The sequence below is a fragment of the Marinobacter sp. SS13-12 genome, from assembly GCF_030227115.1.
In the GTDB taxonomy this organism is placed as follows: domain Bacteria; phylum Pseudomonadota; class Gammaproteobacteria; order Pseudomonadales; family Oleiphilaceae; genus Marinobacter.
The window spans coordinates 16,880-39,497 of record NZ_JASSUA010000002.1 but is presented as its reverse complement, the minus strand read 5'-3'; the positions used below and the strand labels follow the sequence as shown (position 1 = coordinate 39,497).

General features: G+C 58.4%; 18 protein-coding genes. 1 reads left to right on the top strand and 17 read right to left on the bottom strand.

The window, feature by feature from the left end; translation table 11 throughout:
* The 3 genes from argJ to QPL94_RS13135 form a co-directional block, all read right to left on the bottom strand.
* Window positions 1–1,218, bottom strand: coding sequence for a bifunctional glutamate N-acetyltransferase/amino-acid acetyltransferase ArgJ (argJ, locus tag QPL94_RS13145; RefSeq protein WP_285357988.1), 1,218 nt, complete (start codon window positions 1,216–1,218; stop codon window positions 1–3).
* Between the two features lie 95 nt (window positions 1,219–1,313).
* On the bottom strand, window positions 1,314–4,061 hold the full coding sequence (gene secA / locus QPL94_RS13140) for a preprotein translocase subunit SecA (protein ID WP_285357987.1): 2,748 nt from the start codon (window positions 4,059–4,061) through the stop codon (window positions 1,314–1,316).
* A gap of 175 nt (window positions 4,062–4,236) precedes the next feature.
* Window positions 4,237–5,190 carry a M23 family metallopeptidase gene (locus tag QPL94_RS13135; RefSeq protein WP_285357985.1) on the bottom strand — a complete coding sequence of 318 codons (954 nt, stop codon included), beginning with the start codon at window positions 5,188–5,190 and terminating at the stop codon, window positions 4,237–4,239.
* A 293-nt stretch (window positions 5,191–5,483) separates the two neighbouring features.
* Between QPL94_RS13135 and QPL94_RS13130 the strand changes: the two genes are divergently transcribed.
* Entirely contained in the window at window positions 5,484–5,930 is a 447-nt protein-coding gene (locus QPL94_RS13130) for a DciA family protein (RefSeq protein ID WP_285357983.1), read from the top strand.
* Window positions 5,931–5,941: 11 nt separating this feature from the next.
* Here QPL94_RS13130 and lpxC read toward each other — a convergent pair whose 3' ends face one another.
* The 14 genes from lpxC to ftsL all read right to left on the bottom strand — a co-directional run bounded on the left by lpxC (window position 5,942) and on the right by ftsL (window position 22,597).
* Entirely contained in the window at window positions 5,942–6,856 is a 915-nt protein-coding gene (lpxC, locus tag QPL94_RS13125) for a UDP-3-O-acyl-N-acetylglucosamine deacetylase (RefSeq protein ID WP_250091080.1), read from the bottom strand.
* A 215-nt stretch (window positions 6,857–7,071) separates the two neighbouring features.
* A complete protein-coding gene (gene ftsZ, locus QPL94_RS13120; protein ID WP_285357980.1) occupies window positions 7,072–8,229 on the bottom strand; it encodes a cell division protein FtsZ in 1,158 nt (385 codons plus the stop codon).
* A gap of 99 nt (window positions 8,230–8,328) precedes the next feature.
* Window positions 8,329–9,564, bottom strand: coding sequence for a cell division protein FtsA (gene ftsA, locus QPL94_RS13115; protein WP_137437390.1), 1,236 nt, complete (start codon window positions 9,562–9,564; stop codon window positions 8,329–8,331).
* 36 nt (window positions 9,565–9,600) lie between these two features.
* A complete protein-coding gene (locus QPL94_RS13110; protein ID WP_285357978.1) occupies window positions 9,601–10,440 on the bottom strand; it encodes a cell division protein FtsQ/DivIB in 840 nt (279 codons plus the stop codon).
* On the bottom strand, window positions 10,433–11,407 hold the full coding sequence (locus QPL94_RS13105; RefSeq protein WP_285357976.1) for a D-alanine--D-alanine ligase: 975 nt from the start codon (window positions 11,405–11,407) through the stop codon (window positions 10,433–10,435). Before QPL94_RS13105 ends, QPL94_RS13110 begins: the two co-directional genes overlap by 8 nt.
* Window positions 11,400–12,845 carry a UDP-N-acetylmuramate--L-alanine ligase gene (gene murC / locus QPL94_RS13100; RefSeq protein ID WP_285357974.1) on the bottom strand — a complete coding sequence of 482 codons (1,446 nt, stop codon included), beginning with the start codon at window positions 12,843–12,845 and terminating at the stop codon, window positions 11,400–11,402. The genes QPL94_RS13105 and murC overlap by 8 nt, the downstream gene beginning before the upstream one ends.
* Window positions 12,838–13,923 (bottom strand): undecaprenyldiphospho-muramoylpentapeptide beta-N-acetylglucosaminyltransferase, encoded by a 1,086-nt coding sequence (murG, locus tag QPL94_RS13095; protein WP_285357973.1) that lies wholly within the window; start codon window positions 13,921–13,923, stop codon window positions 12,838–12,840. Before murG ends, murC begins: the two co-directional genes overlap by 8 nt.
* Entirely contained in the window at window positions 13,916–15,118 is a 1,203-nt protein-coding gene (gene ftsW / locus QPL94_RS13090; RefSeq protein ID WP_285357970.1) for a putative lipid II flippase FtsW, read from the bottom strand. The genes murG and ftsW overlap by 8 nt, the downstream gene beginning before the upstream one ends.
* Window positions 15,118–16,458 (bottom strand): UDP-N-acetylmuramoyl-L-alanine--D-glutamate ligase, encoded by a 1,341-nt coding sequence (murD, locus tag QPL94_RS13085; protein ID WP_285357969.1) that lies wholly within the window; start codon window positions 16,456–16,458, stop codon window positions 15,118–15,120. Before murD ends, ftsW begins: the two co-directional genes overlap by 1 nt.
* 14 nt (window positions 16,459–16,472) lie before the next feature.
* Window positions 16,473–17,558 (bottom strand): phospho-N-acetylmuramoyl-pentapeptide-transferase, encoded by a 1,086-nt coding sequence (mraY, locus tag QPL94_RS13080; RefSeq protein ID WP_285357968.1) that lies wholly within the window; start codon window positions 17,556–17,558, stop codon window positions 16,473–16,475.
* The gene (locus QPL94_RS13075) at window positions 17,543–18,934 is read right to left on the bottom strand and encodes a UDP-N-acetylmuramoyl-tripeptide--D-alanyl-D-alanine ligase (protein ID WP_285357967.1); all 1,392 of its coding nucleotides are present in this window, start codon (window positions 18,932–18,934) and stop codon (window positions 17,543–17,545) included. The genes mraY and QPL94_RS13075 overlap by 16 nt, the downstream gene beginning before the upstream one ends.
* Window positions 18,931–20,415 carry a UDP-N-acetylmuramoyl-L-alanyl-D-glutamate--2,6-diaminopimelate ligase gene (locus QPL94_RS13070; protein ID WP_285357966.1) on the bottom strand — a complete coding sequence of 495 codons (1,485 nt, stop codon included), beginning with the start codon at window positions 20,413–20,415 and terminating at the stop codon, window positions 18,931–18,933. The genes QPL94_RS13075 and QPL94_RS13070 overlap by 4 nt, the downstream gene beginning before the upstream one ends.
* Before the next feature lie 4 nt (window positions 20,416–20,419).
* Window positions 20,420–22,159 carry a peptidoglycan D,D-transpeptidase FtsI family protein gene (locus tag QPL94_RS13065; RefSeq protein WP_285357965.1) on the bottom strand — a complete coding sequence of 580 codons (1,740 nt, stop codon included), beginning with the start codon at window positions 22,157–22,159 and terminating at the stop codon, window positions 20,420–20,422.
* A 30-nt stretch (window positions 22,160–22,189) separates the two neighbouring features.
* On the bottom strand, window positions 22,190–22,597 hold the full coding sequence (gene ftsL, locus QPL94_RS13060) for a cell division protein FtsL (RefSeq protein ID WP_137437379.1): 408 nt from the start codon (window positions 22,595–22,597) through the stop codon (window positions 22,190–22,192).
* Between the last annotated feature and the right edge of the window lie 21 nt (window positions 22,598–22,618).

The following is a 22,618-nucleotide window of genomic DNA, read 5'->3' as shown; positions in this document are numbered from 1 at the left end:
TCAGGTGCGGTACTCGGCATTAATGGTGACATAGTCGTGGGAGAAGTCGCAGGTCCACACCCGCTCCATGACTTCGCCACGCTTCAGATCAATGTGAATGGTAATTTCCTCGCCACTCATCACCGCCTGTCCACGGGACTCACTGTAATCCTCAGCGCGGCCGCCATTGCGTACCAGGCAGACATCCCCCAGCCAGATTTCGAGGGCATTCAGGTCCAGTCCGTCGACCCCGGCACGACCCACAGCCGCCAGGATCCGGCCCCAGTTGGGGTCGGAAGCGAACAGAGCAGTCTTGACCAGGGGTGAGTGGGCAACGGTGTAGGCGACGTCCAGAGCCTCCTCAACGGAACCGGCCCGGCTGACTTCGATGGTGACAAACTTGGTGGCACCCTCTCCGTCCCGGACAATGGCGTGAGCCAATTCTAGGAACACGTCCTGCAGCGCTGCTCTGAGTTCAGGCAGGCATGGGCTGTCGGAGGTGATCTCCGGACCGCCGTATTGACCACTGGCGATCAGCATACAGGCGTCGTTGGTGGAAGTGTCACCATCGATGGTAATGCGGTTGAAGGACTTTTCCCCCAGTTCCGAAGCCAGTGACGACAACACATCCGGTGCAATCTTTGCGTCGGTAGCAATAAACCCGAGCATGGTGGCCATGTTGGGGCGAATCATGCCGGCGCCTTTGCTGATACCGGAAATGGAAACCCTGTGGCCGTTCAGCTCAATCTGGCGGGTTGCACCCTTGGGACGGGTATCGGTGGTCATGATGCCGGAGGCAGCTTCGGCCCAGTGGGATTCGGAAACATCGTTCAGCGCTTGCGGCAGGGCGTTGACAATTTTATCCACCGGCAGCGGCTCACCAATGACACCCGTGGAGAACGGCAGTATGGCCCCGGTAGCTACGCCAGCATGATCTGCCAGCGCCTGGCAGCAGGCCTGGGCATCTTTCATGCCCTGCTCACCCGTACCCGCGTTGGCATTGCCGGTGTTGATCAGCAGGTAACGGGGTGCATCGCTGGCAAGGTGGCGGCGGGTAATGTGAACCGGAGCCGCGCAGAACTGGTTTCGGGTAAAGATACCCGCCACACGGCTACCCGGGGCCAGCTCAATGACCACCAGGTCCTTTTTACCCGGTTTTTTGATGCCGGCGCTACCGATGCCCAGCTTCACCCCGGAAACCGGGAAAAATGTCGGCAAGGTTCCTGGACCAACTGCCATCTTCGTTCTCCTTTTATCTACAGCTACCAAACGAAAAACCCGCAGCCTGACAGGGTCAGGGTGCGGGTCGTTATTCTACTGGTCAGTACCGGAAATCAGCTGACCTTTCCGCAACACTGCTTGTATTTCTTGCCAGACCCACACGGACAAGGCTCGTTGCGCCCCACTTTCCTGTCCTGTCGCACAAAGGTCTCCGGCGTGCCCTGGGGTTGAGCACCGGAAGCACCGGCAGTGTCATCCTGCTTCTGGCCAGTGGCACTGGTCTCATCGTGGCGCAGACGGGCCTGGGCAAGCTCACGCTCCAGCTCTTCCTTGCGGCGACGCTCCACCTCTTCCATTTCTTCACGGCTCTGCACGCGAACGTGGGAAAGCACCCGCACCACATCGCGCTTCATGGTTTCCAGCATGGTTTCAAACAGGTTAAACGCCTCGCGTTTGTACTCCTGCTTCGGATTCTTCTGGGCATAACCACGCAGATGGATACCACGGCGCAGATGATCCATGTTCGACAGGTGTTCCTTCCACAGGGTATCAAGCACCTGCAGGAACACCTGCTTCTCGAACTTACGCATGGGCTCGGAACCGGCAATTTCTTCCTTGGCCTCGTAGGCTGCGACAATTTCGTCCAGAATCCGCTGCCTGAGATTTTCCTCGAACAGCTTGCTGTCTTCATCCAGCCACTTCTGAACCGGCAGGCTAATGGCCAGTTCCGACTGCAACTGGCTTTCAAGGCCGGGCACATCCCATTGCTCAGGCATGCTTTGCGGCGGAATGAATTCGCTGATCAACGAGTCGACAACGTCCTCGCGGATGGTCTTGACCATGTCAGAGATGTCTTCCGAGGACATTACCTCGTTACGCTGGTCGTAGATCACCGTACGCTGATCATTGGCAACGTCATCGTATTCCAGCAGGGTTTTGCGCATATCGAAGTTGCGGCCTTCCACCTTGCGCTGGGACTTCTCGATGGCGTTGGTGACCATGCGATGTTCGATGGCCTCGCCTTTCTTCATGCCCATGGCCTGCATCAGGCTCTTCACCCGGTCCGGGGCGAAGATCCGCATCAGGTTGTCTTCCAGGGACAGGAAGAAACGCGACGAGCCAGGGTCACCCTGACGACCGGCACGACCACGGAGCTGGTTGTCGATACGGCGGGACTCGTGCCGCTCGGTACCAATGATGTGCAGGCCTCCGGCCTCCAGCACCTGGTTGTGTCGCTCGGTCCACTCGGCCTTGATACGGGGAACTTCTTCTTCGGTGGGGTTGTCCAGACCCGCGACCTCGAATTCCCAGTTACCGCCCAGCACGATGTCGGTACCACGGCCCGCCATGTTGGTGGCAATGGTGACAGCGCCGGGGCGGCCGGCCTGGGCGATGATCTGGGCTTCGCTTTCGTGCTGCTTGGCGTTCAGGATCTTGTGATCAATCCGCGCCTTCTTGAGCAACATGGACAACAGCTCGGATGCCTCAATGGAAGCGGTACCCACAAGGATCGGTCGCCCTTCGGTCGTTACGTCCTTGATCTCGTCAATGATGGCGTGGAACTTTTCATCCTGGGTCAGGTAGATCAGGTCGTTGTAGTCGATCCGCTGAATCGGCTTGTTGGGCGGAATAACCACCACGTCCAGGCCATAGATCTGGCGGAACTCGAAGGCTTCGGTGTCGGCAGTACCGGTCATGCCGGCCAGCTTGTCGTAAAGACGGAAATAGTTCTGGAAGGTGGTGGAAGCCAGGGTCTGACTCTCCGCCTGGATACGGACACCTTCCTTGGCCTCGATCGCCTGGTGCAGGCCTTCACTCCAGCGGCGGCCGGGCATGGTGCGGCCGGTATGCTCATCCACGATGACCACCTGGTCACCCTGAACGATATAGTCCACATCTTTCTGGAACAGGTGGTGCGCCCTGAGGGCTGAATGGATATGGTGCAACAGGCTGAGATTGGCGGCGGAATAAAGGCTCTCGCCTTCTTTCAACAGGCCGCGCTCCAGCAACAGTTCCTCTACTCGCTCATGACCACTTTCAGTCAGTTCTACCTGACGGGACTTCTCATCAATGGTGAAGTCGCCGCTGGGTTCGGCATCTTCTTCACTGACTTCGCCCTGTTCGAGCCTGGGCACCAGTTCATTGATGGCCTGGTAGAGTTTCGAGCTGTCTTCGGCAGCACCGGAGATGATCAGGGGCGTACGGGCCTCGTCGATAAGGATGGAGTCCACTTCGTCGACAATGGCGAAGTGCAATCCGCGCTGCACCTTGTCTTCGGTGCTGAACGCCATGTTGTCCCGCAGGTAATCAAAGCCGAACTCGTTGTTGGTGCCGTAGGTAATGTCGGCCTGATAGGCAGCACGCTTCTCTTCCTGGGGCTGACCGGCGGCGACAACGCCCACCTGAAGGCCCAGAAAACGATAGAGCTTGCCCATCCACTCGGCATCCCGGCGGGCCAGGTAATCGTTCACCGTCACCAGGTGAACGCCTTTTCCGGTCAGTGCGTTCAGGTAAACCGCCAGCGTGGCCACCAGGGTTTTACCCTCACCGGTTTTCATCTCGGAAATCCGGCCCTCGTGCAGCGTAATACCACCGACCATCTGCACGTCGTAATGGCGCATTCCCATTACCCGCCGGCTGGCTTCCCGGGTGGTGGCAAAGGCTTCCGGAAGCAGCGCATCCAGACTTTCGCCTTCATCAAAACGGCGGCGGAATTCTGCAGTCTTTCCCTGCAACTCGGTGTCGGACAAATTGCCATACTGCTCTTCAAGTTCGTTAATGCGCGAGACAGTTTTGCGCATTCGCTTGATTTCTCTGGCGTTCTTACTGCCGAACATCTTGGTTGCAAGCTTTGTGAACATAGACCACTGCTTCTTTGATTAAACGGAGGAAGCCGGCATTCTAACCTTATTTCGCGGCAGTACAAAAGTCAGGCCTCACAGAAGCCTGTCACAACGCTGAAAAGATTGAAAAAAGGATGCCGGGCCGAGGCAACAGGAAGGCGTCAGACGCCACTCTGGGCGCCTGGCAAGCCGCTTAGCGGCTGGCTCGCTTGATATAGGTTTCCGGGTTCTCGGACTTGCCGTTACGGATGACCTCAAAATGCACGTGAGGGCCGGTAGAGCGCCCGGTGCTGCCCATCAGCGCCAGCACCTCACCCTTCTGGACAACGTCCCCCACCTTGACCTTGATCGTCTTGGCGTGAGCGTAGCGGGTCACCAGGCCATCACCGTGGTCAACCTCCACCAGATTGCCATAACCGTAGCGCTCATCGGCATAGGTGACCACGCCGCCGGCAACAGAGATGATATCGCTGCCTTCCTTGCCCGCCAGATCCACTCCGGCATGCCAGGTACGTTTTCCGTTAAAGGGATCCGAGCGATAGCCATACTTGGACGACAGCCAGCCCCAGGTGATCGGGCGGCCTTGTACATAGAGCTCTTTTTCAAGTTTCTGGCGGGAAGTGACCATGTCCAGCATACGCAGTTGCTGCTCGCGGTCTTCGATACGCCGTGCCAGCTGATCGATCATGCCGGTGAGTTCAGGGGCGGTGTAGGAGTCACCGTCGAGACTGTCTTCGGGACCGCCCACTGCAGCGGGCTGATCAAAATCGAATTCGTCACTGGCCACGAGGCCGGATTCCACAAAACGCTGCCCCAGCGCATCCAAACGAAGCAGGCGACCCTGCATTTCACCCAGGCGAAGCGTAAGGGCGTCCACCTGCTGCTGTACGTTCTGCTCGATTTGCGCGAGTTCGTCTCTCTGTTCAGTCAGTTTCGAGCGCCACTCTGCCACCAGCTCTGACTCGGCGGGCTCGGTCGTCTCGACCTGGCCAAGGGCCACCTGATAACCGGACCAGCCTGCCAGGGCCAGCAGCGCGGTTACGATAAAGACCAGGCCGGCTGCGACCGGAGCGTTTATCGAAACCGCACGGGATTTCCCATGGCGCTTGCCAACAAGGATAATATTCATATCGTCTTCTGGTTTCATGGGGACGCAACCTGATCCTGTAGTGTTGCATCCTGAGTGTTCTGACTGGGCCTGCCGGGGCATCCTTTGCCAGATTGCGGAGCTCCTCTCCGTCTACTCAATCCTGGGCAGCATAAACCGTGTCTGAATACGCACGTGCTATCCATTGCAACGACTATAATTGATACGATGACCGTCACCCGTGGACATACACGCTTCAAGCGATGTAAAACGAGTGTAATACAGGCCCTGCCTATTAACCTTTCAAAAGTGTAACCAATCGTTACCGTTGTCGTCGAGAACTACTGATTGCCATGAAAAAGAAAACGGACCTCGAATTGACCCCGGACAGTTTCTCCAGGGCCTCAACCCTGCGGGGGCTGATGGCAAAGGCCCAGCATCATGCCCAGGCTGAAGAGCTGGTTATCGCGGCACTGCCGGAGAGCCTGGCCAAAGGCACCCGCTTTGTCAGCTGCAAAGAGGGTGAACTGATACTTTCCGCTGCAACGGCCACTACCGCCAGCCAGATCCGGTTCCGACAGCATGAGATCATGGAAGAGCTGCGCAAACAGGAGCTGTTCCGCTTTGTCTGGAAATTGAAGGTGAAGGTTGCGCCACCCCGGTTCAACGAGCGCCCAAAGGTGAAAATGACACCTCTGAGTAACGAAAATGCCCGGCTCCTCAAAGAGGAAGCCGGGCACACGAAGGACAAACAATTACGCGAGGTTCTCGAAAAACTCGCAAGCCACGTCCGGGATTAAGGCGTCCTGCCTCAGCCCGCCGCCAGCACAGGTTTCATATAGGAAATCGGGGCAGCGGCCTCATCATCAAAGGTCACAACTTCCCATGCATCCTCTTCAGCCCTGAGCTTGCGCAGCAACTTGTTGTTCAGGTCATGGCCGGATTTTATACCACGGAACTCGCCAATCAGGCTGTTACCCAACTGGTAGAGATCACCAATGGCATCCAGCAGCTTGTGCTTGACGAATTCATCGTCGTAACGCAGCCCGTCTTCGTTGAGGATCTTGTAGTCATCAACGACGATGGCGTTATCCACGCTTCCGCCCAGTGCCAGGTTCATCGCCCGCAACTTCTCGATGTCACGCATGAACCCGAAAGTCCGTGCGCGGCTGACTTCCTTCACGAAAGACGTGCTGGAGAAGTCAACGGTAGCGGTCTGGGCGCGCCCCTTGAACACAGGGTGATCGAAGTCGATGCCGAAACTGACCTTGAAGCCTTCGAAGGGCAGCAGAGTCGCTTTCTTGTCACCTTCTTCAACCGTCACTTCACGTTTTATGCGGATAAAACGCTTGGCCGCGTCCTGCTCGGCAATGCCGGCAGACTGCAGAAGAAACACAAAAGGACCGGCCGAGCCGTCCATGATGGGCACTTCCGCCGCACTGAGTTCGACGAAGCAGTTATCAATCCCGAGACCAGCCATGGCTGACAACAAATGCTCTACTGTTGCAACCCGGACACCGTCTTTCAGCAGTGTCGTGGAAAGCATGGTCTCACCCACGTTTTCCGCACAGGCACGAATGTCGACCACAGGGTCGAGATCGGTGCGGCGGAATACGATGCCCGAGTCCACGGGTGCCGGCTTCAGGGTCAGGTAAACCTTTTCACCTGAGTGAAGCCCGACACCAGTGGCGCGGATGGTGTTTTTGAGTGTCCGTTGTCTGATCATCGGTACATATTTCCGTCACATAAATGCGATATAGTCTGGGCAAAAATCTGCCCGGAGAATACCAGAAAGTAAAACTGAATACCATTTAACCAATCGTAGCTCTTTGTAACTACTGTAACTACTGGACTGGCCCACCGGCCCACGACCGGATTGGTAAACAGCACACGCCATTCAGCGAAAATGGTTCCACTTCTGAACGCAACTGCAACAGGCTATCAGTCAGCCTGACGACGAAGGAATGCGGGAATATCGAGATAGTCGACCCCCTGCTCTTCGCTGTCCTTGCTGTGATCAATCGCGACGTTGCCATGGGCGACTGCCCTGCGGCGCAACACGGCCGGACGATCAAGCTGATTGTAATCCGTTGTGCCATCAAGGCTGCGGGTGTTATCCACTACCTTGGTAGGCTTTTCGCGATCCCCACCCAGGCCAGTTGCAACCACTGTCACCTTGAGTTCGTCGGTCATGTCCGGATCGATCACCGTACCCACTACAACGGTGGCGGAATCCGATGCGAACTCACGAACAATATCGCCAACCTCGGAAAACTCGCCCAGGTTGAGGTCCATACCCGCGGTGATGTTGACCAGGATACCCTTGGCGCCCTGCAGGTTGATATCTTCCAGCAGCGGGCTGCGTACTGCGGCTTCTGCGGCTTCGCGGGCCCGGTTCTCGCCGGTAGCACGCGCGGTACCCATCATGGCATTGCCCATTTCTGACATGACAGTCTTTACGTCGGCAAAGTCCACATTAATCATTCCATTGCGGGTAATCAGGTCCGCAATACCCTGAACTGCGCCCAGCAGCACGTCGTTGGCTGAGGCAAACGCGTCCAGCAGGCTGGTTTTCTTGCCCATCACCGCCAGCAACTTTTCGTTGGGGATGGTGATCAGCGAGTCAACGGTTTCTTCCAGTTCCTTGAGACCGGCGTCAGCCACGCTCATGCGCTTGCCGCCTTCAAACATGAATGGCTTGGTGACCACCGCCACGGTCAGGATGCCCAGTTCGCGGGCCACTTCGGCCACTACGGGCGCAGCACCGGTACCGGTTCCGCCGCCCATGCCGGCGGTAATGAACACCATATCAGCACCTTTCAGTGCCTCTGCGATGCGATCGCGGTCTTCCAGGGCTGACTGGCGCCCCACTTCCGGATTTGCTCCGGCACCCAGGCCCTTGGTGATGTTGCCACCAAGCTGGATGATCTGACGTGCGTCCAGGTCCGTCAGGGCCTGGGCGTCGGTATTGGCGCAGATGAACTCCACACCTTCGATATCACTGTTGAGCATGTGGCGAACGGCATTGCCGCCACCACCGCCAACTCCCACTACTTTAATGACAGCGTTCTGCTGGACATTATCGACGAGTTCAAACATTCCCCTACTCCTTCGTGCTGTTTATCAGCCTTTTCCAGACTGATTATTCGAGATTATGATTTTCGAGATACCTTCGTGTACGTCTTCTACTGGCGACCGTCAGAAATGACCGGTAAACCAGGCTTTCATGCGCTCAAACAGCGTGGGTGCTTCTTCACCCTTAAGCGCCGGCGCCCGCCCCAGATCCATCTGGCGGAAGCCATGGATCAGCAACCCCACGCCAGTGGCGTAGATCGGGTTGTTGACCACCTCCGTCATGCCGGAGACCCTCTGCGGACAGGCGAGTCTTACCGGCATGTGGAAGATCTCCTCGGCCAGTTCCACCACGCCTTCCATGGTGGAGGAACCGCCGGTAATCACGATGCCGGCCGGGATCAGGTCTTCAAATCCCGAACGGCGAAGTTCTGACTGCACCAGGGTGAACAGCTCCTCATAGCGGGGTTCCACCACCTCAGCCAGGGCCTGGCGGGAGAGATCCCGCGGCGCCCGGTCGCCCACACTGGGCACCTTGATGGTTTCGTCCGCACCGGCCAGCTGTGTCAGGGCGCAGGCATATTTGATCTTGATTTCTTCGGCATTCTGCGTGGGTGTGCGCAGTGCCATGGCAATGTCATTGGTCACCTGATCACCGGCAATGGGGATCACCGCCGTATGGCGAATGGCACCACCGGTAAACACCGCAATGTCCGTTGTTCCCCCGCCGATATCCACAACGCAGACACCCAGTTCTTTCTCATCCTCGGTGAGGATGGCGTGACTGGAGGCCAACTGCTCGAGGATGATGTCATCCACTTCCAGACCGCAGCGCTTCACGCACTTTTCGATGTTCTGGGCGGCGTTTACCGCACAGGTCACCAGATGCACTTTGGCTTCCAGGCGCACACCGGACATGCCCATGGGTTCCTTGATGCCTTCCTGGCTGTCAATCACGAACTCCTGGGGCAGGATGTGGAGAATTTTCTGGTCTGCCGGAATGGCCACCGCCTGCGCTGCGTCGATCACCCGGTCAATATCTGCCTGGGTTACCTCCCGGTCGCGGATGGCGACAATGCCATGGGAATTCAGGCTCTTGATGTGGCTGCCTGCAATACCTGCATACACCGAATGAATCCGGCATCCCGCCATCAGCTCCGCTTCTTCCACTGCTCGCTGTATCGCCTGGACTGTGGTTTCGATATTGACCACCACCCCACGCTTGAGCCCGCGGGACGGGTTGGACCCGATACCCACGACCTCAATGGTCCCGTCCATTTTGCGCTTGCCGACAATCGCAACCACTTTCGAGGTTCCGATATCGAGGCCGACAATCATGTTTTCCGTTTCAACCGATGACATGTATTCCACCAAACCGTAGGTCTGAATTTAGCGTTGCTATGATTTTGACCGGGATGCCGGTTCTACCGACTTCCACTGAACCGCCACCCCATTGCTGTAGCGGGCATCCACCCGGCTGACTTCGTCTGAACGTGATGCCAGCCGTTCCTGATAAACCGTAATAAACCGATCGAAGCGCTCCTCTACCTGATCCCTGCCAAGAACCACTTCGATGCCATTGGCCATGGTCAGGGTCCAGGCACCCCGCTGCTCCAGGCTTAACCCCGCAAATCCGAGGTTATGGCCCGTGAGCGTGTCTGCCATAACCCGCGCCATGCTGATCACTTCCTTGACCCGCTCGTCCGGGCCGGCGAGCCGCGGCAGTTTCCCCGCCACTTCCGGATTTCCCGGTGAGAAAAGCTCGCCATTCCGACTCACCAACTGGTCGCTGTTCCAGTACGCCAGCGGCTTTTTCTCGCGAATCTCAACCTGCAACCGGTCCGGCCAGACCCGCTTGACTGCCGCAGACTCTACCCAGGGCCGCTGCTCCAGGCTGTCCTTGATCTCAGAGAGATCCGTGGCAAAAAAACTGCGCCCAATCCATTTACCGGCGCTGCGCTCCAGCGAAGTGCGGTTCTCGCCCACCAGGGTGCCGGTTACATCAATAGCCATCACCTGACGGTCCATGGCGTTGAGCACCTGGCTGGTCCCCCAGGGCACCATCGCAGCCAGTAAAACAATGGCCGCCCCCATCATCACCTGCCCCCAGGGCGCCGCTGCCAACACAGCCTTCAGCAAACCAAACCGGTCCCGCTCAGGCCCAAGGGAAGTCGCTCCCTTGCGCCTGGGTGGATCAGACGGAACCGCCCGACTCCGGATCAGCAGCCTTTCAAGCATCGCCAGCCTCCAGCGTGTCTGTAAGGATTCGCACCACCAGTTCTTCAAAACTGATTCCCGCAGCTTTCGCCGACATCGGCACCAGGCTGTGGTCGGTCATCCCCGGCACCGTATTCACCTCAAGCAGCCAGAAGTCACCACTTCTGTCCTGCATGATGTCCACCCGTCCCCAGGTACGGCAGCCCAGTACCCGAAACGCCTCCAGCGCCAGATGCTGAAGTTCCAGTTCACTGTCCGGATCAAGGCCGCAGGGAATCTGGTAGCGGGTATCGTCGGCCAGGTACTTGGCGTCATAGTCATAGAACACATGATCGGTGCTCAGACCGATGGCCGGCAGCGGCTGATCCTGCAGCAGGCTTACCGTGAATTCCGGGCCTTCAACCCATTCCTCAACAAGCACCAGCGGGTCCAGTACCGCGGCCTGTTCATAGGCTTCAACCAGTTCCTCGCGGCTGGCCACCTTGCGGATACCGATACTGGAGCCTTCCCTGGAAGGCTTGACACTCAGGGGCAGAGTCAGTGCCTGCAGGATACTGTCCGCTTCATCCACCGAGCCCATGGCGCGGAACTTCGGGGTTGGTAAACCGCAGCCCTCGAAAACGTACTTGGTGCGCAATTTGTCCATGGCCAGCGCCGAGGCCAGAAGGTCGCTGCCGGTGTAGGGAATACCCGCCTGGGACAGGATTGCCTGGATCGTGCCGTCTTCTCCTCCGCGGCCATGCAGCGCGATGAATACCCGGTCAAACTGAGGATCTTCCACGGTCTTGAGCAGGCAGCCACGAACATCGACCGGGTAGGCGTCAACACCGGCAGACAGCAGAGCCGACAGCACGGCCTGGCCGCTTTTCAGAGAAACCTCGCGCTCGGCGGAATCCCCACCCATAAAGACGGCGACACGCCCGAATGCTTTCAGCAGTTCCGGATCGGCCTGATAGCCCTGTGTGTCCACGCGACTCATTTCACTCATCTGCAATCACTCCTGCCGCCGCCAGACGAGCCGCAACACCACCAATATCCCCCGCCCCCTGTGTAATCAGCAGGTCGCCGTCCCGCAGGTTGTTGGCAAGCAGGGTTTCAATCTCGTTGTTGTCTTCCACGAAAACCGGTTCCACGCTGCCGCGCTGGCGAATACTGCGGCACAGCGCACGGCCGTCCGCCCCGTTAATTGCGGGCTCACCCGCGGAGTAAACCTCCATCAGCAGCAAGCCATCCACTTCCGACAACACCCGCACGAAATCCTCGTAAAGATCCCGGGTCCGGGTGTAACGGTGGGGCTGGTACAGCATCACCAGCCGGCGGTCAGGCCAGGCATCATGGGCCGCACGAATAACCGCCTCGACTTCCGTTGGGTGATGGCCGTAGTCATCAATCAGCGTGATGGTGCCCTTGCGCGTCTTGTAGTCACCATAAACCTGGAACCGGCGACCAACACCCGCAAAACCCGCCAGCCCCCTACAGATGGCAGCATCTTCCACGCCTTCATCCGTGGCTACAGCAATGGCCGCCAGGGCATTCAGCACGTTATGGCGACCCGGCATTTTCAGTTCCACGTCCAGATCACTTCGGCCCCCGGGGCGACGAACAACAAAGCGGGTTCTGAGTCCGTCGGACTGGATGTTTTCAGCACGATAATCGGCCTCCGGATTATCGATGCCGTAGGTAATGATGGCGCGGGAAATCCTGGGGATGATTTCCTGCACAAAGGCGTCGTCCACGCACATCACCGCGACGCCGTAGAAAGGCAGGTTGTGGAGGAAATCCACAAAGGTCTGCTTCAGCCGTCCCACATCGCCGCCATAGGTGTCCATGTGATCGGCTTCGATATTGGTGACGACAGAGATGACCGGTGTCAGGTGCAGGAACGACGCATCGCTTTCGTCGGCCTCTGCCACCAGATAGCGGGACCCGCCAAGCTGCGCGTTGGTGCCGGCACTGTTGAGCTTGCCACCAATCACGAAGGTGGGATCCAGCCCCGCTTCCGCCAGCACGGAGGCAATCAGGCTGGTGGTCGTGGTTTTACCGTGAGTGCCAGCGACGGCAATGCCATGGCGATAGCGCATGATTTCCGCCAGCATTTCGGCACGGGGCACAATGGGCACCCGGCGATTGCGGGCAGCGGTCACTTCCGGGTTGTCGCCACCCACCGCCGAAGACACCACCACGACATCTGCTGAGGCACTGTTCTGTTCACGATGTCCGATGAAGACTTCAATACCCATGGCGGTCAGCCGGTCGGTCACCGCACCTTCACGAATATCCGAACCGGAGACTTCGTAGCCCTGGTTTTTCAGTACTTCGGCAATACCGCTCATGCCGGCGCCACCAATCCCGACAAAGTGGATATTGCGGATACGGCGCATCTCGGGCACCTGATAGACCAGCGGGGGATTAGTGGGCTCAGCCATTGGCAGCCTCCAGACAGTAATTCACGACTCTCTCCGTTGCATCAGGGCGGGCCAGCGTCTTTGCCGCCTTCGCCATATCGATAATCCGGCTGCGATCCTTTCCGAGATCCGCCAGGGTTTCCGCCAACAGATCCGCCGACAGCTTTGGCTGTGGCACCAGGATCGCACCTTTGGCGTTGACCATTTGCTGCGCGTTTTTTGTCTGGTGATCGTCCACGGCGTGGGGAAACGGCACCAGAACCGCTCCAATACCTGCGACGCACAGCTCGGAAACGGTCAGCGCCCCGGCCCTGCACAGCACAATATCCGCCCAGCCATAGGCCTCGGCCATGTCCTTGATAAAGGGCTCTACAGAGGCTTCCACACCGTTTTCGCTGTACGCTTCCCGGGCTTCCTCTACATTCTTTTCACCACACTGGTGGCGCACCGTCGGGCGCTCAGCTTCAGGCATCTTCGCCAGCGCAGCGGGCAACGTGCGGTTAAAGACCTGGGCACCCAGGCTGCCTCCCACCACCAGCAATCTGAGCGCACCGGCGCGGCCCGACATCCGCTGTTCCGGTTCCGGGAGTGCAGCCAGATCCTGCCTCACCGGATTGCCGGTGCACCGGGTTACCACATCTGCGCCGAAACTACCGGGAAAGGCCTCCAGCACCGTGGTGGCAAAGCGCACCAGAATCCGGTTAGTCATGCCGGCAATGGCATTCTGTTCGTGGATCACCAGTGGCGCCTTGGTCAGCCAGGCCGCAACACCACCCGGGCCGGTCACGAATCCACCCATCCCGATCACACAGTGGGGGCGAATGCCACGGACAACCGTAAAAGCCTGCCCCAGTGCCCGCATCAATCGGAATGGCGCCATCAACAACGCCAGCCGGCCCTTGCCCCGCAATCCTGAAACCTGGATCAGCGACAGTGGTATGTCGGTGTCGCCAATCAATCGCTCTTCCATGCCGCCCCTGGAACCGAGCCAGAACACCTCATGGCCCTTCTCCTGGAGGTTCCTGGCTGTTGCCAGGGCCGGAAACACATGTCCGCCAGTGCCCCCGGCCATCATCAGAAAGCGCCGTTTGTCAGTCATAAACCGCACCTCCCCTGGCTGCCGGTTTACGGGACTTCTCGCTGGCGACTCTTTCACGATCAAGCCGCTCCATTTCCACCCGTGCCAACACACCAATACAGACGGCGGTAATCATCAGGCTTGATCCGCCATAACTCACCAGAGGCAGTGTCAGCCCCTTGGTGGGCAGCAGTCCGGTGCTGACGGACATATTGATGCTGGCCTGCAAACCGATCAGCAGGGTGATTCCGTAGGAGAAACACGCGGCGAACGGCATCCCGGCCTTCTCTGCCTTTCTGGCAATCACGAATCCTGTGACCACCAGAACGGTGAAAAGCCCAAGCACAATGAGCGACCCCAGCAATCCGAACTCTTCGGCGATGATGGCGAAGATAAAGTCGGTATGGGCTTCGGGCAGGTAAAACAGCTTCTGCACCGAATTGCCAAGCCCCGTGCCGGCCCATTCGCCGCGACCAAAAGCAATCAACGACTGGGTAAGCTGGTAGCCGGTATCGAACTGGTCCTTCCAGGGATCGAGATAGCTGACAACCCGCTTCAAACGGTAGGGCTGGGTAAACACCAGTGCCGCCCCCATGACCACCAGCACGCCAATCAATGGCATAAATCGGCTCAGGCGAACCCCGCTCAGGAAAATCATGCCGGCAGCCGCCGCCACAAGTACCACCGTGGCCCCGAAATCAGGCTCGATAACCAGCAGCACTGAGGCAATACCAAGCACACCAAGTGGCTTCAGAAAGCCTGCCCAGGTATTCAGAAGCTCTTCCCGCCGGCGCACCACGTAGCCCGCCAGGTAGGCGATCAGACACAGCTTTGCGATCTCCGACACCTGCACGTTAAAGAGACCGAAAGAAATCCAGCGGGTGGAACCGTTTACCGTGCGGCCCAGTGGCGTCAACACCAACAACAGTGACAACAGCCCGATACCCAGCAAAAGCCAGCCACTGCGCTCCCACCAGGAGATCGGTACATTCACCGCAACCAGGGCGAACACACAGCCGATGCCGGCAAAGATCAGCTGCCGGATCACGTAGTGATAACTGTTACCCATGGTTTCCGCCGCCATATCCATGGAGGCGGATGAAATCATCACAATGCCCATCACCAGCAATGCCGCGGAACTGATAATCAGCAACGGCAACGGGCGCAGGTCACGGAACAGGCCTTGATGACCGGGGAGAGACAGATTTGCGTGCATCACAGCCCCTCCACCTGGTTACGAAAACTGTCTCCACGATCGTTGTAGTCGCGGAACATATCGAAACTGGCACAGGCCGGTGACAACAGCACCCTGTCCCCCGGCTCTGCCAGATCTGCTGCCTTATGGACTGCATCCTCCATAGTGGCGGCATGAACAATCCCGATCTGACTACCAAGGACAGCCGCAATAAGCCCGGCGTCCGTGCCAATCAGAACCACAGCTCTGCAATGGGCCGCGACCGGTTCCGCCAGCGGCGAGAAATCGGCACCCTTGCCTTCGCCACCGGCGATAAGAACGACTTTCCCGTCTGCCGGCGCCAGGCTTTCAATGGCAGCCACGGTGGCACCCACATTGGTGCCCTTGGAGTCATTGATGTAATCCACATCAGTAACCCGCCGGACGAACTCACAGCGGTGCGGCAGCCCTCTGAAATTCCGCGCAGTCTCCAGCATCACATCCATCGGCAGACCGGCAGCATGTCCCAGCGCCAGCGCAGCCATCACGTTACTCATGTTGTGACGGCCCATCAGGCCCAGCTCATCGGCCAACAACAGATTCTCGAAGCCGAAGGTAATCCAGGTTCCCTCATCGTCATCCCGGGTACTGAAGGTATCCGGATTGACCCGGTGAAACCCGAAGCACAGGAACCGGAGACTGTCTCTCGCCATCGGCGTGCTCAGGGCATCATCGAGATTTACCACCGCATTCTTGCAGCCATTAAAAATCCGCTGCTTGGCCTGGAAATACTCCATTTTGGTGGCATAGCGGTCCATATGGTCATCGCTGACATTCAACACGGTCGCGGCCAGAGCATTGAGCTCACGTGTGGTTTCAAGCTGAAAACTTGATAGCTCCAGTACATACAGATCCGCGCCGCGACCAAGCAGGTCCAGCGCCGGGGTGCCAATGTTACCCCCTACTTCCACATGGCGACCGGCTGCTCTGGCCATTTCTCCCACCAGGGTGGTCACCGTGGTTTTGCCATTGGAGCCGGTAATGGCAACAATCGGTGCGTCTGCTGCTTCTGCGAACAGGTCAATATCACCACGGATGGTCGCACCCTGTTCCGCGGCATGGCGGATAGCAGGTTCTGCGATGCTGATACCCGGGCTCACCACCAGCTCGTTGAAACCGGCGAAAACCTCCGGATCAAAATCACCCAGGTACACGGGCAGCTCTGGCCAACCGGCTGTCAGTTCGTCCAGACCGGGAGGCGCCACACGGCTGTCGGCCACGGCAACGTCGCGGCCTTTTTCGATCAGATAGCGTACGCAGGAGAGCCCGGTTTTACCGAGCCCTACGACCAGCGTACGACGATCTGAAACGATGACACCCATGGTGCTTTGCTTCCCTATCTCAGTTTCAGGCTGGCGAGGCCAACCAGTACAAGAACAACGGTAACGACCCAGAAGCGCACGATAACGCGTGGCTCGGGCCAGCCTTTCAGTTCAAAGTGGTGGTGCAATGGCGCCATGCGGAATATCCGCCGGCCGGTCAGCCGGAAAGACGCCACCTGCAGAATCACGGAGACAGTTTCCATCACGAACACACCGCCCATGATGAAAAGCACAATCTCCTGCCTGACAATGACCGCCACAACACCCAGGGCCGCGCCCAGAGCCAGGGCACCCACGTCGCCCATGAATACCTGCGCCGGATAGGTGTTGAACCACAGGAAACCCAGCCCCGCGCCCACCAATGCACCACAGAAAACAATCAGTTCGCCGGTGCCCGGCAAGTGCGGAATCAGCAGGTAGTCGGCGAACTGCGCATGGCCAGAAACATAAGCGAAGATGCCCAGGGCCGCTGCAACCATAACCGTTGGCATAATGGCCAGACCGTCGAGGCCGTCGGTGAGGTTCACCGCGTTACTGCTGCCAACAATCACGAAATAACTCAACAGGATGAACAGCACCGGCCCCAGGGTCAGCGACACGTTTTTGAGGAACGGCACATAGAGCGACGTTTCCTGAGGCAATGACGAGCTCATAAACAGTGCTATCGCCGCCGTGGCACCAATCACTGATTGCCAGAAATACTTCCAGCGGGCCGGCAGGCCGCGAGGGTTGCGCTCTACCACTTTGCGATAATCATCGACCCAGCCAATGGCCCCGAAGAACAGGGTTACCAGAATCGCGACCCAGACATACCGATTACTCAGGTCGGCCCATAGCAGTGAACTGACACCCACAGCCACCAGAATCAGCGCTCCCCCCATAGTCGGGGTACCGGCTTTACTCAGGTGCGTCTGCGGCCCATCGTCACGAACGGCCTGGCCAATCTGGTACTGGCTCAGCTTGCGAATCATGAACGGCCCGATCAGCAGTGAAATCAGCAGCGCTGTCAGCACACCGAAGATGCCCCGGACCGTGAGGTACTGGAAAACCGTCAGCGCGGAAAAATATTGTGAAAGAGCCTCTGTCAGCCAGAGCAGCATGCGTTACCCACCTTTTCTTTTATTCCCTCCACCACGCGATCCATGGCAGAACTGCGAGAACCCTTGACCAGTACCGTCAGTGAATCGGCAGGCCCCTCAAACAGACGACGCACAGCGTCATCATGGGTCGCACACACCTCAGCGGCATCCCCGAACCCTTCAACGTATCCTTCACAGCCATCACCCACGACCAGCAAGCGCTCGATGCCCATGGTCCTGGCAAACTCACCGACTTCCCGGTGCAGCGCGAGGCTGTCGGGGCCCAGCTCCGCCATGGCGCCCAGAACCGCAACGCGGCTGGCAGGACGCGCTGCCAACACGCCAAGCGCCGCTTTTATCGACGCAGGGTTGGCGTTATAGCTGTCATCAATGACCGTTAATCCTGACGACAGCTCAAGAATCTGCAGGCGCCCCTTTACCGCCTGGACTGACGCCAGCCCCTGCTGCACCGCGTCATCACTGGCACCCAGTTCACGTGCGGCCGCGATTGCCAGCAGTGCATTGGTAATGTTGTGCTCGCCGTGTAACGACAGGCTTACATCACAGGCCCAGCCGCCGGGACCACAAGCCCGAAAAGCCAGCGAACTTCCATCATCACGGACACCGTCGGAAAAGTAGTCTCCACCGGCGCCGGCCTGCTTGCTGACAGCAACAACCCGGCGTTCGCCGGCTCGCCGTTGCCATTTTTCAAAAGCCGGATCATCCCGGTTGAGCACGACCAGGCCGGAGGGTGCGACACCATCAATGATTTCACCCTTGGCAAGCACGATATTGTCGTAGCCACCGAAACCCTCAAGATGGGCCTGCCCGGCATTGGTCAGGATCGATACATCCGGACGAACAATGTTCACGGTATGGGCAATTTCATTCAGACCGCTGGCGCCCAGCTCGATTGCGCCGTACTCATGTTCAGGAGCCAGCCGGAACAAGGTCAGGGGAACACCGATGTGATTGTTAAGATTGCCTTCGGTTGCCAGGGTGTTGCCCACACGGGAGAGGATGGCAGCGACCATTTCCCGTACCGTGGTTTTGCCACTGCTACCGGTGATGGCCACAAACCGTGCCGAGCTGACGTTACGGTTACCCGCTGCCAGTTGTGCCAGTGCGTCTATAGTGTTTGGCACCAGTATCTGGGGAAGCGCCAGATCCGGATCGGCCTTGTCCACCACCGCCGCCACGGCACCTGCCTTCTGGGCAGCCGCCAGATAGTCATGTCCGTCAAAGTTCTCGCCTCGCAATGCCACAAACAGGTCACCCGCGCCAATGTTGCGCGTGTCGGTGGAGACCCCACGGAACACCAGCCCTTCCAGGCTCGCCCCTGCCGATGTGGCGCCAAGCCAGCTCAGGGCTTCGGTCAGAGCAAACGCCTGCATCATGCGACACCTCCGTTCAGTGACAGTGCGTGCCTCACCTGTTCGGCATCGCTGAACGGAATACGCTGGCCCGCCAATTCCTGCCAGGCTTCATGGCCCTTGCCGGCAATCAGCACAATATCACCGGGCAGGGCCGAGTGAACGGCCTGCCGGATGGCCTCAGCGCGGTCATGAATAACGGTTACCTGCTCCGGATGGCTGAACCCGGCCACGATGTCGGACGTAATGGTTTCCGGATCCTCGCTACGGGGATTGTCATCGGTCACGATCACTACGTCCGCGGCCTTTTCCGCTTCCCTCGCCATCTCCGGACGCTTGCCAGTATCGCGATCACCACCGCAGCCGAAAACGCAGAACAACCGGCCACCGACATGAGGACGCAACGCCGCAAGCGCGCTGTTCAGGGCATCCGGCGTATGCGCATAGTCCACAACCACACGGACACCATTACCGCCGGCAAATGGCTCCAGCCGTCCGGGTGGCGGCGATAACCGTTCAACAGCGCGCTGAACCCGCTCAACGGGCACACCCAGGCTGAGAACCGCCGCCATCGCCGCCAGGATATTACTGACGTTAAAGCTACCCAGCACCGGGGCGGAAATCTCGAACCGGCCCCAGAGCCCATCAACACTGGCCGTGAATCCGTCGATGGATGGCGAGAACTCGGTCAACCAGAGTTCGGTCTGGGATTCGTGCAGGCTGTAACGGACACGATCGCATTTTCCCTCAAGCTGCTCATAAAGCTGTCTTCCGAACGGATCGTCAAAATTCACCACCGCGAAGTGGAGTTCTTCACGCTCAAACAGACGGGCCTTGGCAGCACCATAGGCCTCCATTGACCCGTGATAGTCGAGGTGATCCCTGGTGAGATTGGTAAAAACCGCCCCGGTCATGGTCAGATTGTCGATGCGTCCCTGATCAAGAGCATGGGAAGACACTTCCATTGCCGCAGCGCGCCCACCCTGTGCAAGAATCTTCGCCAGGACGCGATTTACCTGAACAACATCCGGAGTCGTGTGTGAGCCCTGCTGCAGTGCACCGGGCATGCCGTAACCAACGGTGCCTATAACACCGCAAGGGGTGCCGGTTTCCTGCAGCAGCGTCGCGATATAATGACTCACGGAAGTTTTGCCATTCGTGCCGGTCACACCTATCAGACGCAACCGCTGGGACGGGTGTTCAAAGAACCGGTCTGCGATCTTCCCGAGCCGGGCCCGTAAATCCGTTACCGGCACAATTAGCGCACCTTCATGCTCGTGGCATTCGTCTGCCTGCATCACTTCGAGCAGGACAACGGTGGCACCGGCGCCGATTGCGTGTTCAATATAATGGTCCGCGGGCGTTCGGGCGCCAGCCAGGGCAATAAACGCATCACCGGCTCTGACCTCCCGGCTGTCGGTCTTCAGGCCGTGGATAGTGACATCAAACACCGATGGCACCGGCGCGATTCCCTGCAACAATGTGCTGAGTGATGTAATACACATAACCCTAACCCCGCTCCCCGGAAGCCCGACGCGGCTCTTCCGCCTCGCCCAGCTCCAGTTCCGGCTTTACGTTCAGCAGCCGTAACGCATCACCCATCACCCGGGCGAATACCGGTGCAGCCACTTCGCCACCGTAATATTCTCCGGACTGGGGAGCATCAACAGCCACCACCGTGACAATTCTCGGATTGTCGATCGGAGCCATACCGGCAAATATCGCCTTGTACTGGCTGTCTTCATATCCGCCCTTGCCAACCAGGTGAACAGTTCCGGTTTTGCCCCCGGCGGAATAAAACCCCGGCTGCGCGCGTTTCCCTGTGCCGTTTTCCACGACTTCCCGCAACATTTCCCTGATCTGGAATGAGACTTCCTCGGAAAGAACTCGTTCCCCGACAGGCCGCTCGTCAGCTTTCAGAAGGCTTAGCGGATAGCGAATCCCACCGTTGGCCAGCACCATGTACGCCTGCGCCAACTGCAGAGCATTAACGCTCATCCCGTAGCCGTAAGACAGGGTTGCTTCTTCAACAGGCCGCCATTTCGGTGGCGCCGGCAACACGCCAACCGCTTCCCCCGGGAACCCGATTCCCGTAGGTTGCCCCAGCCCGAGACGGGCATACAAATCCCTTATGGTGTCGCCACCCAACTCGGTAGCAATCTTGCTGATACCGACGTTGCTCGATTTCGAAATCACGTCGGTCAGGCTGATCACGCCATAATTCCGGTGATCGCGAATGGTAAAACGACCAAAACGCCGATATCCCGGTGCTGTGTCAATGGTGCTGGATGCCTTGAATTTTCCCGACTCCAGCGCCGCTGCCATGGAAACCGGCTTCATGGTCGACCCGGGCTCAAACAGGTCGGTAATCGCCTTGTTCCGCAACCGGTCCGGACTGAGCTGGGTGCGGTCATTAGGGTTATAAGACCCCTGATTCACCATGGCCAGAACTTCACCGGTATCCACATCCAGCATCACCAGCGTTCCGCCCCTGGCGTTATGGGCACCTACGACGGCCTTCAGCTCCCGGTATGCGAGGTACTGCAACCGCAAATCGATACTGAGCTCAAGATTGCGCCCAGGCCTGGCATCACGGATCAGCGTCAGGTCCTTGATAACCCGACCACGATTGTCCTTGAGGACCCGCTTGCGGCCGCTTTCGCCACTCAGCCACTCGTTGTAGGCCAGCTCGATACCTTCCTGACCGCTTTCATCAATATTTGTGAAGCCGACAACATGAGAGGTGACCTCTCCGGCCGGATAGTAACGACGATATTCCTGACGGCTGTACAACCCCGGAATACCCATGGCAAGTACCTGCCTTGCCGTCTCCGGCTGCAGTTTACGGCGAAGATAAACAAACTCCCGTTCCGCATATTTGCGCAGGCGCTCCCGAAGCCTGGCCTCATTAAGGCCGAGCAATCGTGCGACATTCGTTAACGCGGGCTCGTCCGCGTCTATCTCTGACGGGTTTGCCCAGATAGTCTCAACCGGTGTGCTGACCGCCAGCGATTCACCATGGCGATCCGTCACAACTCCCCGGTGGGCATCGATACTCTCTACCCGTATGGTCCTTACATCGCCCTGCTTTCTCAGGAAATCGTTGTCCACTACGTGCAGGTCAACCAGCCGCCACGCCAGGGCACCCACCACCAAAAGAAACACACCCAACACGGTGCCATACCGCCAGGCTCCAAGCCCGGCAGCCAGTCGCTGGCCCCATGATGCTGTCTTTCCCTGATCGGACAATGTCTTCACCTTACGGTTTGTTATTTTCGTTCAACGCGCCCCGACAAGGGGCGCCATCAATGGCACCAGAACAATGTCCTGCTTGCCGGGCACAACCATGCCAAAACGCTCGGAAGCCAACTGCTCCACCCGTCCGTGTGCGCTCAGCGCGCTTTGTTCAAGCAGCAACTGGCTCCACTCGCGCTGGTAGTTGTCACGCTGCTCCTGCAACTGCGACAGGGTATTGAACAGTTCCCGGTTTTCGTGAGCACTGACCACGACACCCAGCGATGACACCACCAGAAGCATCACCAGCCCCATGGATATCAGCACACGCTTCTGTTGAAGCGCTGCGAAGACCTGTTGCGACAGCCTGACCGCCGTAGCCACACCATCCCTGACCCGCTGTTTGTTGAGTCGTGCTGTTTTTGTCGGCCTTTCAATGGCTACCGCGCCCATGGTTACGCGCTCCTTACCTGT